General features: G+C 47.9%; 11 protein-coding genes. 9 read left to right on the top strand and 2 right to left on the bottom strand.

What is annotated here, in order from left to right; genetic code table 11:
- Positions 1-202: 202 nt before the first annotated feature.
- From GUA98_RS07765 to GUA98_RS07755, 3 genes are all read left to right on the top strand, one after another.
- Positions 203-1,504 (top strand): ABC transporter substrate-binding protein, encoded by a 1,302-nt coding sequence (locus tag GUA98_RS07765; protein WP_193722623.1) that lies wholly within the window; start codon positions 203-205, stop codon positions 1,502-1,504.
- 96 nt (positions 1,505-1,600) lie between these two features.
- Positions 1,601-2,494, top strand: coding sequence for a carbohydrate ABC transporter permease (locus GUA98_RS07760; protein WP_193722622.1), 894 nt, complete (start codon positions 1,601-1,603; stop codon positions 2,492-2,494).
- Positions 2,495-2,512: 18 nt separating this feature from the next.
- Positions 2,513-3,370: a carbohydrate ABC transporter permease gene (locus tag GUA98_RS07755; RefSeq protein ID WP_153978756.1), complete on the top strand. Its 858-nt coding sequence runs from the start codon at positions 2,513-2,515 to the stop codon at positions 3,368-3,370.
- On the opposite strand, the gene GUA98_RS07750 is transcribed toward GUA98_RS07755, so the two are convergent.
- A complete protein-coding gene (locus tag GUA98_RS07750) occupies positions 3,360-4,166 on the bottom strand; it encodes a helix-turn-helix transcriptional regulator (protein WP_193722621.1) in 807 nt (268 codons plus the stop codon). The two genes, GUA98_RS07755 and GUA98_RS07750, sit on opposite strands and share 11 nt — an antisense overlap.
- A 109-nt stretch (positions 4,167-4,275) precedes the next feature.
- Between GUA98_RS07750 and GUA98_RS07745 the strand changes: the two genes are divergently transcribed.
- Positions 4,276-5,697, top strand: a complete 1,422-nt coding sequence (locus tag GUA98_RS07745; protein WP_193722620.1) for a family 43 glycosylhydrolase — start codon at positions 4,276-4,278, stop codon at positions 5,695-5,697.
- A gap of 90 nt (positions 5,698-5,787) precedes the next feature.
- Here GUA98_RS07745 and GUA98_RS07740 read toward each other — a convergent pair whose 3' ends face one another.
- Positions 5,788-6,702 (bottom strand): helix-turn-helix domain-containing protein, encoded by a 915-nt coding sequence (locus GUA98_RS07740; RefSeq protein WP_153978753.1) that lies wholly within the window; start codon positions 6,700-6,702, stop codon positions 5,788-5,790.
- 169 nt (positions 6,703-6,871) lie between these two features.
- Here GUA98_RS07740 and GUA98_RS07735 point away from each other — a divergent pair, with 169 nt between their 5' ends.
- From GUA98_RS07735 to GUA98_RS07715, 5 genes are all read left to right on the top strand, one after another.
- Entirely contained in the window at positions 6,872-7,747 is an 876-nt protein-coding gene (locus GUA98_RS07735) for a fumarylacetoacetate hydrolase family protein (RefSeq protein ID WP_193722619.1), read from the top strand.
- Positions 7,748-7,768: 21 nt separating this feature from the next.
- Positions 7,769-9,235: an alpha-ketoglutaric semialdehyde dehydrogenase GucD gene (gene gucD / locus GUA98_RS07730; protein ID WP_193722618.1), complete on the top strand. Its 1,467-nt coding sequence runs from the start codon at positions 7,769-7,771 to the stop codon at positions 9,233-9,235.
- A 16-nt stretch (positions 9,236-9,251) separates the two neighbouring features.
- A complete protein-coding gene (locus tag GUA98_RS07725) occupies positions 9,252-11,225 on the top strand; it encodes a YjhG/YagF family D-xylonate dehydratase (protein ID WP_321573843.1) in 1,974 nt (657 codons plus the stop codon).
- Positions 11,226-11,283: 58 nt separating this feature from the next.
- Positions 11,284-12,873 (top strand): glycoside hydrolase family 43 protein, encoded by a 1,590-nt coding sequence (locus tag GUA98_RS07720; RefSeq protein ID WP_193722617.1) that lies wholly within the window; start codon positions 11,284-11,286, stop codon positions 12,871-12,873.
- A gap of 370 nt (positions 12,874-13,243) precedes the next feature.
- Entirely contained in the window at positions 13,244-14,917 is a 1,674-nt protein-coding gene (locus tag GUA98_RS07715; protein ID WP_193722866.1) for a carbohydrate-binding protein, read from the top strand.
- Positions 14,918-14,942 lie beyond the last annotated feature (25 nt).

Below are 14,942 nucleotides of genomic sequence, written 5' to 3'. Positions count from 1 at the left end.
AAGAGTGGTGTTATGATATGCGCTAACTGTAATTTCACCTTGCAATGTAATGACAAATTCAGGTTTGAAAGGTTGTAGATCCTTGGTGTTACATGAGGATAGATTAGTATTTCCTTTTTATTCGATTGCCACTTGAGAATCCAAATTCATTTATCGGGTTACGACACCAGTCGCTCGCCTAAGTATAAAAGGGAGGATAACTATGAGAAAATTTGCAATCATTCTGCTTATCGGAATATTCGTAACAGTGATCACCGCCTGCTCGGCAAACAGTGATCAGGCAGCGGAAAATTCATCGGGTAATGGAGAAATTTCCGGTGACCTTACCGTATTTGGTTGGGGTGGCGGCGAGGAGCTCCAGTCTCGAAAGGAAGCAACTAAAATTTTCAAAAAATTGTATCCAAAAGTGAAGGTGCATGAAGTTTGGCTCCCGGCAGATAACATTGATGTCAAGCTGGATGCAGCTCTGGCTGCAGGAAATGCCGGAGATGTGATCATGATGTCTCCAGACTGGAAAGGGTTGAGATCCAAATGGTTCGAAGATTTAAACCCTTATATTGAGAAGGATCAACTGGACCTTGAGGCATTGTTAACACAGGGGGTTGATGGGGGATATGTCGATGCGGACGGAAAACGCGAAGGCATGCCGACAACTGCTTCGGATTTTATGATTGCTTATAATAAAGACATTTTTGATAAGGCAGGGATCCCGTACCCAACGAATGACTGGACTTGGGATGATTTTTCGACAACAGCCAAACAGGTCTCCTCGGGTGAAGGTGCCAACCGGGTCTATGGTATTGTGTCCCACTGGATCTTGCAAAGCTTTGCGCCTTATATATACGGCGGGATGCCCTATAACGAAGATTGGAGCAAACAGACTCTGGATGATCCCAACACTCTGAAGGGGTACCAGTTGTTCGGAGACCTGGTGAATGCAAAAGCAATGCCGGATGATGCAGCGGCCAAGAGCATGCCTATGGACCAAATGTTCGCTGCAGGCAGAGCTGCGATGTATCCGCTGGGTGTGTTTGAAGCTTCGACGATTGCCAAAAATATCGGTTCCAATTTTCAATGGGGTATCGTGATGCCTCCAAAAGATCCATCCGGTAAAACCGTCAACATTAAATTCCAGACAGGCTTCGCCATGAACAAGGATTCCAAAAATAAAGAAGCAGCGTGGGCTTATATTAAAACCGTCTCTCTGAATAAAGAGGTCGGAGATCTGTACAGTAAGGTAAACCTTCCTGCGGCCAAAGAATCGGCAGATAGTACGTTTGCCAACTTGAAAATTGAAGGCACTGATATCTCCATGGTGGATTTCGTAACAGGGCTGCAGGATGCCATAACTTTCCCGTGGGGTGGCTCCATTGCAAAGGCGGGGGACCTCTATGAGCAAACCTGGCAGCAGGTCACCGTTCAAGGGAAATCCGCAGAGGAAGCGGCCAAAGCCTATACATCCCAAATTCAGTCCGCTCTCGACTCCATTCATCAAAGTAAATAAACGAATAATGAACACCTGGTTACAACGAGGGGGGAGCGATCTTCCCTCTTCTATCCTAATCCGGTCTCAATAGGAGGCAGCTTTGGAGGCGAAAGAATGAAGGCACGAAACAACCGCATTGCAAACAGGGAGGAGAAACAATTCTTCCTTTTTACCTCGCCATGGCTTTTAGGTTTTCTCATATTCACCTTATATCCAATGGGTTATTCTATCTTTTTGGTTTTCACCGATATGGATATGACCGGCTCAGGCCAATTTGTCGGCTTCGATAATATCGTCAGGGCCTTTACACAGGATCCGCTTTTTTACCGTTCTTTGTTAAACACATTATATTTTGTGTTGGTTTCTGTTCCGGCCAGTTTACTCCTGTCGTTTCTGATTGCTCTTCTGCTCAATCAAAAAATAAAGGGAGTTGGTTTTTTCAGGACCAGCTTCTATATCCCGTATATCACATCAGGGGTTGCGGTTACCTTGCTTTGGGGCTGGATTTTTAATGCCCAGTTTGGTTTTATCAACTATTTCCTTTCTCTGTTCGGTATTACCGGTCCTAACTGGTTAAGCGATACGAAATGGGCCATGCCGGCGATTATTATTATGGGGATCTGGACCATCGGGAATTCCATCATCATTACACTGGCGGGGCTGCAGGATATTCCGGAAGCCTTATATGAGAGCGCTGAGATTGATGGAGCGAGCAGTTTCGTTAAAATTACGCAGATTACCCTGCCCCTGATCACGCCAACGCTTTATTTTAATCTGGTTATGGGGATCATTGGTGGTTTCCAAATCTTTATGCAGCCGTACATTCTGACTGAGGGTGGCCCCAGCTACTCCACCTACACGTACATGATGCATATTTATAACAGCGGATTTAAATACAACGAAATGGGTTATGCGTCAACGCTGGCCTGGTTATTGTTCGTCGTTATTATGATCATCACACTCATCGTAAACCGGACTTCCCGACACTGGGTTTATTACGATAACTAAAATTGGGGAGGTGCAACCATGGAGGCTTATTACAAAAGTAAAAAAAACAGCGCCCGGATTAAAGTCAGCCTGAGTTATGTGATATTGACGATCATTGCAGTCGTGTTTATTTTTCCGTTTATATGGATGCTTTCAACCGCCTTTAAAATCCCTTCGGAAGCCTATACGCTGCCTCCCAAAATCATCCCGGAAACATTTACTTGGGATAACTTCATTCAGGGCTGGCAATACGCGGATTTCACCCGGTATACATGGAATACCTTAATCGTAACAGGACTTGCGACAATTGGAACGGTTCTTTCCGCTTCATTCGTAGCCTATGGCTTTGCGCGGTTTAAATCTCGATACAGCGGATTGTTATTTACGGTCGTGCTTGCTACCATGATGCTCCCCAGTCAGGTCACTCTCGTTCCTACGTACCTCTTGTTCACCAAGCTTGGTTGGCTCGATACCTTGATGCCTCTTATCGTTCCGTCTTTTTTTGGGGGAGGTGCGTTTAACATTTTCCTGCTGCGGCAATTCTTCAAAACGATTCCGAAAGATTTGGATGAAGCCGCATATATCGATGGTGCCAATGCATTTCAGATTTATTACAAAATACTGCTGCCTGCAATCAAACCTGCTTTAATTACGGTCGGTCTCATGTCGATAACTTTTCATTGGAATGATTACATGTCTCCGCTGATTTATCTGAACAGCGATCAGAATTTCACCCTCGCTATCGGTTTGCAGTTCTTCCAGAATTCTTTTGGCTCCTCTCAAATACAGATGCTGATGGCCGTTTCTTTAATTACCGTTATTCCTGTGCTGATCCTCTTCTTCATCGGACAGAGATATTTTATTCAGGGGATTACAATGACCGGAATCAAAGGATGACCTTTTCGGAATCTGCTGGGCCGGGAATTAAGTTACTCGTACGTTTGTGGAATTTCTTGGGTGATGAACCGGTCATTTGTTTGAACTGTCTGCAAAAATGCTCCACATTGCGGTAACCGCACCGGTCTGCAATCTCCGCAACCGTATACTGATCATGCCTGAGATATTCTTTGGCTAAGCGAATCCGGCTGTGAATAACATCATCCATACACGAGAGGCCAAACAATTTTTTGTAAATCAACTGCAGGTACCCCGGACTGATGCTAATAATTTTAGCCATTTCCGATATGGTCCAGGGGTGGCTTGGATTGTTATGGATGGCCGCACGAAGCTTTAAAAGGTTGTAGTGCTGAGGACTAATTTCCTCTTGGAAGTAAGACTCCAGCAGCTTGTTGAACAGGGTTCGGAGCAGACAATCAATGGAGGATTCTCTGTAGTCCTTATTGAATGAATTCTCTACGACGAGCAGCTGGAACAGCTTGTGGCAATATTCAGGATCATCCAAAGGAAAAGGCTTGCCATAGGGAAGCGAGGTTTCGGTTACGTAAGGTTCATCGCTTTCAAAGCGGATCCAGTCATTAATATAATTCCCTGCGGAAGCTCGGTAGTAAATTTTTTGATGGGGCTCGAAAAGAACAGCACAATGAGGAGGGTATTCCTTGATATTTCCATCTACCCAGAACTGAGCGGGAGTCTGTGTAATGACCAAGAGCCAGCAGGGATGTCCTTGGGGAATATCAAAAACAAAATTGCTATGATGTGCTGCGTCATATTCAACGTAAAATATATTTGTCATTGATTTTCACCTATATCATGTAAGTTTGTCAGACGGACTATTGTTCTATTATACCGAATTCATTTTCGATTCATATTGCTTAATTACTTTGACGAGGAGTGTAGTTTTTATGAAAAAACAGGGGTTAAATCCATATCTTCCATCATGGGAGTACGTCCCTGATGGTGAGCCTTATGTATTTGAGGATAGAGTTTATGTGTACGGATCGCATGACCGGTTTAACGGACATGTCTTTTGTCTAAACGACTACGTATGTTGGTCCGCGCCTGTGGACGACCTCGGAAATTGGCGCAATGAAGGTGTAATCTACCAAAAGGCAGATGATCCGCTTAATCCGGACGGCAGTATGTGCCTTTACGCCCCAGACGTTACGCTTGGTCCTGACGGACGATATTATCTTTATTATGTACTGGATAAAGTGCCGGTTGTTTCTGTGGCTGTAAGCGATTCACCTGCAGGAAAGTTTGAATTCTACGGATACGTGAAATATGCGGATGGCACTCGCTTGGGGGAAAGAGAAGGGGACGAGCCCCAATTCGACCCAGGTGTGCTGACCGAAGGAGAGCGTACGTATCTATATACCGGATTCTGTGCGCCCGGAGACCGATCGAGACACGGTGCGATGGCAACGGTGCTTGGTCCTGACATGCTGACGATTGTGGATGAGCCCGTATTCATAGCGCCGAGTCAGCCATACAGCGAAGGCAGCGGATTCGAAGGACATGAATTTTTCGAGGCCCCTTCCATCCGGAAAAGAGGGGATACCTACTACTTGGTTTACTCCTCCATTGTCATGCATGAATTATGTTATGCGACCAGCAAATTTCCTAACAAAGGGTTTGAATATCAAGGTGTAATCATAAGCAACTGCGATCTACATATTGATTCCTATAAACCAGCTGACAAGCCGATGTATTATGGCGGAAACAATCACGGCAGCATCGTTGAGATCAAGGGAGACTGGTACATATTCTATCATCGCCATACCAATGCGGACGCATTTAACCGTCAGGGCTGCATTGAACGCATCTCTTTTGATGAGCATGGAATGATATCTCAGGTAGAAATGACTTCCTGCGGCGTGAATGGGGGCCCACTTGTAGGAAAAGGGGAATATCCCGCATACCTTGCATGTAATCTTTTTGCAAAAGATGATCAAATGTATACCGGTGGTTTTGGAGGGGGCGCTTGGCTGGACAGCCGTTTTCCGAAGATTACCCAGGATGGGCGAGACGGTGATGAAGAGGTCGGATATATTGCCAATATGGTAGATTCAGCCACAGCAGGTTTTAAATATTTCAATTGTGATGGGATTCGCCAGGTCACGGTAAAGGTCCGGGGATATTGCAATGGAGAATTTGAGATTAAAACCGCATGGGACGGTCCTGTACTGGGAACGATCCCGGTACATTTTACAAATGAATGGAAAAAATATACGGCGGACATTACCATTCCAGACGGCAGACAGGCTTTGTATTTGACTTACAGGGGAGCAGGAGGCGCTAGCCTGGCTTCTTTTACATTAGCATAACGGATACACAGTTTGAATGACACACCGTTAAGACAAAGCAAAGCAGCTGCTGGTAACCCGGCAGCTGCTTATTTCATGTGGAAAAGTACTTCAATCACCGAGATGCTCCGCTGCAGCAGTCCGCTGGGAGTGGATACGAAATTCGCTTGGCGTGATGCCCGTCCATCGCTTGAACTGACGGCTGAAATGCGCATTGGTCTTGTATCCCAGCATCATCGCGATATGGTCAATGTTCAGGTCTGTTTGTTTTAACAGCCGCTGGGCTTCGTTCAGAAGGGTTTCTGATAAAAACTTGCGCGGGGCTGTACCATATACCTCCCGAAAGATCCGGTTGATCTGTGAAGGGCTAATGTTCAGTGACTTCGCGATATCTTGGATCCAGGTTCGTTCGCTCTCCCGAACGTCACCATGAAGATGGATATATCTTACGGAGTCCTCAATGTGCTCGGCAATTTGGTGGGCGATGGTTTCTTTTCTCGATAAGGTAACGGATGCGTTCTGAGATAACTGGCCAACCAGGGAGCCGAGCAGTTCAAATACGGCGGCATGGACTTTCATCTGTTTGGAAGAAGACAACGGCATGGATAAGTGTTCTGTGGCCAGGTCATACAAGGTGCACAGTGAAGAGGACAGTCCTGAAGCCAGGCTCGAATCTGCCGGATAATAAATGTCCTTGCAGCGGTTGAGTTCTCTGCAGAAGGAGGTATCGTGTACGCTGAAATGAACGGAAAAGTATGTGAAACCCTGCGGTCCGGCACCTGTGCAGGAGTGAGTCATACCCGGACGAATAAACAGAAGGTCTCCAATCGATTGACTGTACGACTGACCGTTGACCACCATGTTCATCTCGCCGTCCAACATCCAGTGAATTTCATACATGGAATGCTCATGAGACGGATACGTCCAGTTGGAATCTACTTGTCTTGCATGCAGTCCGAGCAATTGAAAAGACATGCGAACATCGGGCAGACGGCCTAAATATACGGCTTCTGAAAGTTTGGTCACAGCTACCTCCTCGTAACGCTCTGTATTCCAAATGCGATTAGATTTATTTTAACAGAAAAATAATGCGTGAAAAGGGTAAGTCGTCGGAGTGATAAGTACATCGTCATGAAACATCGCTGGTGCTATGGTAATGTTATCAACCCGGTAGGGAGATAGGGGGCAAGCTGGAATGAGAATTATTCGATTTTTGGATGGACAACAGAAGTGGTTGGCAGCCGTTACGGATGATGAACAAGCGTATCGTTTGCCGCAAGCAGATTTTATGACTTTAATCTATCAGGCGAGGGAGAAGGGTGTTACTCCGGTTCAATGGATTGAAAGCGCTCTTAAACCGGTAAACAAGCTGACCGATGATTGGACTTCTCTGCACCTGATCACACCAGTTGATGCACCGGAAGTGTGGGCAGCAGGTGTGACATATCAGCGGAGCCGGGAAGCGCGGAATTATGAAGCTACGGATGGAAAGTTGGATGTGGAAACCTTCTACGATAAGGTCTATGACGCAGAGAGACCGGAGATCTTCTTTAAATCCACTGCAGCCCGGACTGTCGGGCCGAATGAGGCTGTCACGCTGCGCAGCGATTCTACTTGGCAGATCCCGGAGCCTGAGCTGGGACTGGTGCTTGCCGCAGATGGCAGCATTGTGGGATACATCGCCGGGAATGACATGAGCTGCCGCGATATCGAGGGGGAAAACCCGTTGTATCTGCCACAAGCTAAAATATGGCGCAATTCCTGTTCCATAGGCCCAGCTATTCGACTAGCGGAAACGGTGAAGAATCCCTATGAGTTCAGCATCGTCTGCCAGATCTATCGGGATGAATCAATGGTTGTGAAAAGTGAAGCGAGTACGAGTGAATTAAACCGCAAGCTGGATGAACTGGTTTCCTTTTTGGCAAGGGATAACGATGTGTATGACGGTACGGTACTTTTGACAGGCACCAGCATCGTGCCTCCGAATGATTTCACCCTTGAACCAGGAGACCGCATTGAAATATCCATAAGTGATATCGGGACACTGATCAATCCTGTCATTTCAAACTAGTTTAGAAGGAGGATGAATGCGATGAGTGCATTTCAGTTAGAGCAGACCTATAACAATTTTATTAACGGGGAATGGGTAGAACCAACGTCCGGAAAGACGGAGCCAAGCATTAATCCGGCAAATCGCAAAGAAATCGTGGGTTATGTGCCAGCCTCGGGTGTAGAGGACCTGAACAATGCAGTCGCAGCGGCAAAAGAAGCGGCGAAGTCCTGGCGGAACTTAACGGGTGCGGAACGGGGGAATTATCTTTTTCAAGCTGCTAATGTGCTGGAGCGCCGGGCCGACGAGGTGGCGGAAGCCATGACCAGAGAAATGGGGAAGACATTCCCGGAAGCCAAGGGAGAAACGATGCGCGGCGTCGCTATTTTGAGATATTACGCAGGGGAAGGCATGCGAAAAACGGGTGATGTGATTCCCTCCACAGATCGGGAGGCACTAATGTTCACGACCCGTGTGCCGCTTGGCGTCGTAGGTGTCATCGCACCTTGGAACTTCCCCGTGGCTATTCCCATCTGGAAAACAGCACCGGCTTTGATCTATGGCAACACCGTTGTATTGAAGCCAGCTCAGGAAACGGCTGTTACGGCAGCCAAGGTTTTGGAATGCTTTGAGGAAGCCGGCATCCCGGCTGGTGTTCTCAATCTCGTGTGCGGAAAAGGCTCGGTAATCGGCTCCGCACTTGCTGAGCACCCCGATGTAAACGGAATAACATTTACTGGTTCCAATGAAGTCGGGAAGCGTGTCGGCGCTGCAGCACTTGCTCGTGGAGCCAAGTATCAGCTTGAAATGGGTGGCAAAAACCCGATTATCATCGCGGCAGATGCTGATTTGAATTTGGCTGTTGAGGCCACCATCAGCGGCGGCTTGAAATCAACTGGCCAAAAATGCACAGCCACCAGCAAGGTCATTATTGAACGAAAAGTATATGATGCCTTTAAAGAAAAACTGCTGTCACAAATCCAGGAAATCCGTCTGGGTGACGGGATGTCTTCTGGAAGCTGGATGGGTCCATGTGCGAGTGAAAGCCAGCTGAGTACCGTGCTTGGTTACATTCAAAAAGGACAGGATGAAGGTGCCGTACTGCTCGCCGGAGGAAAAAGACCGGACAATCCTGAGCTTTCAGAAGGATTTTATGTACAGCCGACGGTATTTGAAGGTGTCGAATCACACATGACCATTGCCCGGGAAGAAATATTCGGCCCAGTCCTCGCCTTGATTCCGGTGGATTCCTTGGAAGAGGCCATCGCGTCGGCAAATGACAGCGATTATGGTTTGAGTGCTTCAATCTATACACAAAATGTCGGGGCCATGCTGTCCTTCATCCGGGATATGGATGCCGGACTCGTACGAATTAATGCGGAAACTGCCGGCGTAGAACTGCAGGCACCGTTCGGTGGAATGAAGATGTCAAGCTCGCACTCCAGAGAACAGGGGCAAGCGGCCATCGAGTTTTTTACGGCGATCAAAACAGTCTTTGTGAAGTCATAAACTGTGGGAGGCTACCATGTACGAACAGATTAGTTCGATTATGGGGGAGAAGGAGTCAAGCAGCTATGATATTATAGCGCATGCTCCAGGGGCAACAGGACGTCTGCCTTTAACCGATGATTTGCTGCGGAATGCTCCAAGCGGCGACTTGTTCGGCATGTCCCAGAATGTCGGAATGGGCTGGAAGCCTGGAGAATTGAACGGAAAACAGTTTCTGATCTTAAGTACGCAGGGTGGTATCCGCAATGAAGATGGCAGTCCCGCAGCTCTTGGGTACCATACGGGACACTGGGAAGTCGGCTTGCTGATGAAAGCTGCCGCAGAAGAAATCTCGAGCCACGGAGGAATCCCGTTTGCTGGCTATGTCAGCGACCCTTGCGACGGAAGGTCTCAAGGAACAACCGGCATGTTCGACTCACTGCCGTACCGGAACGATGCCGCGATGGTATTCCGCAGATTGATTCGATCCCTACCCACGCGAAAAGGCGTGCTCGGCGTTGCAACTTGTGATAAGGGATTGCCCGCCATGATGCTTGCCCTTGCAGGTATGCCGCAGCTGCCAGGAGTTATTGTTCCCGGCGGCGTTACGCTTCCGCCTACGGATGGGGAGGATGCAGGTAAAATTCAAACCATTGGTGCAAGGTACGCAAATGGAGAGCTCTCTCTTGAAATGGCATCGGAGCTAGGGTGCCGGGCCTGCGCTACACCGGGCGGCGGCTGTCAGTTTCTAGGGACCGCGGCAACCGCCCAGGTGGTAGCAGAGGCAATGGGCATGACGGTGCCGCATGCCGCTCTGGCACCTTCAGGGCAGCCCATCTGGTTCGAGATGGCGCGCCAATCTTCGCGTGCACTGATCAATATGGAGTCCCAAGGGATTAAGATGGCAGACATTGTTACAGATGCGTCCATTCGAAATGCCATGGTCGTTCATGCCGCGTTCGGGGGATCTACCAATCTGCTTCTTCACATCCCGGCTGCTGCCCATGCAGCGGGTTTAACTGTGCCAACAGTACAGGACTGGATACAGGTGAACAAAAACGTTCCAAGATTGGTTAGCGCTCTGCCGAACGGACCGATCTTCCATCCGACCATACGGGTTTTTCAGGCCGGAGGTGTTCCCGAAGTTATGCTTCACCTTAGACAGCTTGGCCTGCTGGATGAATCTGTACTTACAGTAACAGGTGCTTCACTGGGTGAAGTGCTGGATTGGTGGGAATCGTCAGAACGTCGTCATGTCATACGCAAGCAATTGGAAGAGAAGGACGGGATTGATCCGGACAGTGTGATCATGAGCAGAGAGCACTCGCAGCGTCTTGGGATTTCTTCGACCGTGACCTTTCCAACCGGGAATATCGCGCCAGAAGGCTCTGTCATCAAATCCACATCCATTGATCCTGATGTGCTGGATGAACATGGCGTGTATCGGCATCGTGGCCGGGCCAAGGTATTTACAACTGAACGAGAGGCAATCCGTGCCATTAAGACTGGCGGGGTTCTGGCTGGGGACGTTGTTGTATTGCTCGGTCGTGGACCTTCAGGAACCGGGATGGAGGAAACGTATCAGCTTACTTCTGCGCTCAAGCATTTGTCTTTTGGGAAGTATGTTTCGCTCATCACCGATGCCCGCTTCTCGGGAGTTTCAACCGGAGCATGTATTGGCCATGTTGGGCCCGAAGCACTGGCAGGGGGGCCCATTGGCAAACTCCGAAACGGCGACTTGATTGACATCGTTGTGGATCGGAGCAAGCTGGAGGGCAGCGTGAACTTCATTGGTGAAGGAGATACGGAGTTTTCGCCGGAAGAAGGAGCTATCATTCTGGCTCAAAGGACCTTCCATCCAGATATGCGTCCTGATGAAAATTTGCCAGATGATACCAGGCTGTGGGCTGCGCTGCAAGCTGTCAGCGGCGGAACATGGAGAGGGAATATATATGATGTAGACCGGATCATAACTGCCCTGGAAGCCGGCAAAAAAGCGCTGGCATGGTGATGCATTCTTATCATTTGTTGTATCTGCCATTAATTTAATACCGGAGGTTGCTTCTATAATGAATATGATTACCAACCCCATTCTTCCCGGTTTCCATCCCGATCCGTCCATATGCCGGGCGAGGGAAGATTACTATATCGCCACTTCCACCTTCGAGTGGTTCCCGGGTGTACGAATTCACCATTCCCGGGACCTGATTCATTGGCGGCCGATAACTTCTCCGCTGACCCGCAGCACTCAGTTGAACATGGAAGGAAACATTAATTCCGGAGGGGTATGGGCGCCATGCCTTAGCTTTGACAACGGTGTATTTTACCTGATCTACACAGATGTCAAAAGCCGTGTAGGGGCTTTCAAAGATACTCACAATTACCTTGTTACCGCAACAGATATTGAAGGACCATGGTCCGAACCGGTTTTTCTGAACAGCAGCGGCTTCGATCCTTCCTTGTTTCACGATGAAGATGGTCGCAAGTGGCTGGTTAACATGATCTGGGATCATCGGAAGGGCAAAAATCGATTTGCAGGCATCGTGCTGCAGGAATACTCTGTTCAGGACCAAAAGCTGATCGGACCTGCTGTTAACATTTTTAAGGGAACAGAACTGGGGCTGACAGAAGCGCCTCATCTATATAAATACAAAGACTATTATTACTTGATTACGGCTGAAGGCGGCACGGGCTATGAACATGCCGTTACGGTTGCCCGCTCTCGTTCCCTGCAAGGCCCTTATGAGGTGGATCCTGCTAATCCAATTCTCACTTCATACGGCAGACCGGATTTAGATCTGCAGAAGGCTGGTCACGGCAGTCTGGTGGAAACTCACACGGGTGAATGGTATATGGCTCATCTGGTCGGAAGGCCAGTTCAAGAGAAATTTTGCATCCTGGGACGTGAGACTGCTCTTCAACCGTGTACGTGGAGCGATGATGGCTGGCTGAAGCTTTCAAACGGTGGTCGGCATCCGGAGGTTTCGGTGCCTGCACCGAAAATCTCGTCGGTTCCATTTGAACCGGTACCGGAAATGGACCATTTCGATCAATCAGAGCTCCGGAACGATTGGAATACCCTCCGAATTCCACCCGATCCATCTTGGCTCAGCCTGACGGAACGTCCAAGTTACTTGCGCTTGCGCGGGATGGAGTCCATGAGCTCGACACACAGACAAAGCATGGTCGCCCGGAGGCTTCAGGATTTCAGCTGTGAAGCTGAAACTTGCCTGGAATTTGCCCCGGACCATCCACAGCAAATGGCAGGGCTAATACTGTACTACGATACCAAAGACTATCTCTATTTACGTGTCACCTATCATGAAGAGAAGGGAACGTGCTTGGGAATTCTTCAGTCGAGATACGGATTATACGATGAACTGTTGGAGGATATTCCATTGAAATCAGTGAGTCGGATTCGGTTGAAGGTGGCGTATGAGTACGACCGTGCCTGCTTTTACTTTGCATGCGATGATGACCCATCCTGGTATCCTGCAGGTGGATGGTTGGATGTCACACATCTGTCCGATGAATCTCCGGAATACATCCGGTTTACAGGAACTTATATTGGTCTCTGTGTGCAGGATCTTGGCGGTACCCGCAAGCATGCTGATTTTGATTACTTTTTATATAAGAAAACAAACAACGAAACGACATAAAAACCGATTCAATGCTGAATTAAGACCTTTGTAGTAAACATTTCGAGGACTAACCTTGAGGTTGTAAAGTACTTAACAGATGGCTCCTGTATTCTTCAGGGGTCATTTTTTTTATAGCTTTGACATCTGCCAAGCTGCTGATCTGGAGATTTATTATATCTGCAACTTATGCTGCGAGAAATATCCTATAATTTGTCAGGTTTTAGCTGAATGAATAATATAGTAAGATTTACAAATAAAATCTAGTTTTTGTTTTTGATGTGAAAGGGGTTGGTACGTGAATTTTTATTCGCTGCTGGACAAGTTGATTTTCTTGTATCCGCTTTCAATTTACAATAATTTGAGGAAGGTGAAGATATTGAAATTTAAGATGAATTTAAAAAAATCGGTTCATGTTCTGTTGGCCTGTTTAACAGCCCTGCCTCTCATGTTAACGCCGACACACGTATCAGCAGCAAGTGATGCCAACATTAATTTGTCCTCCGAAAAACAGCTTATCAAGGGGTTTGGAGGTATTAACCACCCAGCCTGGATTGGCGACTTGACGGCAGCTCAGCGTGAAACAGCCTTTGGCAACGGAGCGAACCAGCTTGGTTTTTCCATACTAAGAATCTATGTCGATGAAAATCCAAACAACTGGTACAGGGAGGTGGCTACTGCCAAAAGAGCCATAGAGCAAGGTGCCATCGTATTCGCTTCTCCCTGGAATCCACCAAGTGACATGGTCGAAACCTTCAATCGGAACGGGGATACGAACGCCAAACGATTGAGATACGACAAATATGCTGCGTACGCGCAGCATCTGAACGACTTTGTCAGTTATATGAAAAATAACGGTGTGGATCTGTATGCCATTTCGGTACAAAATGAGCCGGATTATGCCCATGAATGGACCTGGTGGACTCCGCAGGAGATCCTTCGTTTCATGAAGGAGAATGCGGGATCCATTCAGAATACCAAAGTCATGGCACCTGAATCGTTCCAGTATTTGAAAAACATGTCTGACCCGATTCTGAATGATCCTCAGGCACTCGCCAATATGGACATTCTGGGAGCTCATACGTACGGGACACAGTTCAAAGATTTCGCATACCCGCTCTTTAAGCAAAAGGGAGCCGGCAAAGAACTGTGGATGACAGAAGTGTATTACCCGAACAGCGATAACAACTCGTCGGACCGTTGGCCTGAGGCATTGGACGTATCTTACCATATGCATAATGCCATGGTTGAAGGAGATTTTCAGGCTTACGTATGGTGGTATATTCGGAGACAGTACGGTCCGATGAATGAGAACGGGACTATTAGCAAACGTGGTTACAATATGGCCCATTTCTCCAAATTTGTGCGACCAGGCTATTACCGTGTCGATGCAACCAAAAATCCGGATACCAATACCTTCGTCTCAGCCTATAAAGGTGATAATAAGGCAGTCATTGTGGCGATTAATCGCGGCACCTCGGCTGTAAGCCAAAAATTCGTTCTTCAGAATGGTAACGCTTCTACTGTATCCTCTTGGGTTACGGATAGCAGCCGAAACCTGGCAAGCGGAGCGCCGATTACGATGTCAGGTGGAGCCTTTACAGCACAACTGCCAGCCCAAAGCGTAACAACGTTTGTAGCCAACATTACCGGTGGTAGTGTCACTCCAGGCAGCGGAACTACGTACGAAGCGGAAACGGGCACTACACTTACCGATGCCGTGATCGAGACTCTCTACCCGGGATACACTGGGACCGGATACGTGAACTTTAATGCGTATACAGGTTCGGCCATTCAATGGAATGCCATCAATAACACGATAACAGGTACCAAAAACGTGAAATTTCGTTACGCCCAGGAAAGCGGAACGCGTAATCTCGACATTTTCGTTAACGGAACCAAAGTCATCAGCAACGAACCTTTCCCGGCGACAGGCAGCTGGTCGACCTGGAGTGAAAAAACCATTCAGGTCCCCATGAACGCTGGAACGAATACGATTAAAGTGGTCACAACCGGTACAGAAGGGCCAAATATTGATAACATCAATGTCACTGCAGTCCAATAAGTGTACCGTTATAACAATGTAGAGA

This window comes from Paenibacillus sp. P13VS, assembly GCF_015143645.1.
GTDB classification, from domain to species: Bacteria; Bacillota; Bacilli; order Paenibacillales; family Paenibacillaceae; genus Paenibacillus; species Paenibacillus xylanilyticus_A.
Note: the sequence above shows the minus strand (reverse complement) of the source record. Positions and strands in the feature narration are given on the sequence as shown.

Excerpts from the sequence above, each read along its gene's own strand:
- GUA98_RS07765 (WP_193722623.1), top strand. The coding sequence starts at position 203 with ATGAGAAAATTTGCAATCATTCTGCTTATCGGAATATTCGTAACAGTG.
- GUA98_RS07760 (WP_193722622.1), top strand. The coding sequence starts at position 1,601 with ATGAAGGCACGAAACAACCGCATTGCAAACAGGGAGGAGAAACAATTC.
- GUA98_RS07755 (WP_153978756.1), top strand. The coding sequence starts at position 2,513 with ATGGAGGCTTATTACAAAAGTAAAAAAAACAGCGCCCGGATTAAAGTC.
- GUA98_RS07750 (WP_193722621.1), bottom strand. The coding sequence starts at position 4,166 with ATGACAAATATATTTTACGTTGAATATGACGCAGCACATCATAGCAAT.
- GUA98_RS07745 (WP_193722620.1), top strand. The coding sequence starts at position 4,276 with ATGAAAAAACAGGGGTTAAATCCATATCTTCCATCATGGGAGTACGTC.
- GUA98_RS07735 (WP_193722619.1), top strand. The coding sequence starts at position 6,872 with ATGAGAATTATTCGATTTTTGGATGGACAACAGAAGTGGTTGGCAGCC.
- gucD (WP_193722618.1), top strand. The coding sequence starts at position 7,769 with ATGAGTGCATTTCAGTTAGAGCAGACCTATAACAATTTTATTAACGGG.
- GUA98_RS07725 (WP_321573843.1), top strand. The coding sequence starts at position 9,252 with ATGTACGAACAGATTAGTTCGATTATGGGGGAGAAGGAGTCAAGCAGC.
- GUA98_RS07720 (WP_193722617.1), top strand. The coding sequence starts at position 11,284 with ATGAATATGATTACCAACCCCATTCTTCCCGGTTTCCATCCCGATCCG.
- GUA98_RS07715 (WP_193722866.1), top strand. The coding sequence starts at position 13,244 with ATGAATTTAAAAAAATCGGTTCATGTTCTGTTGGCCTGTTTAACAGCC.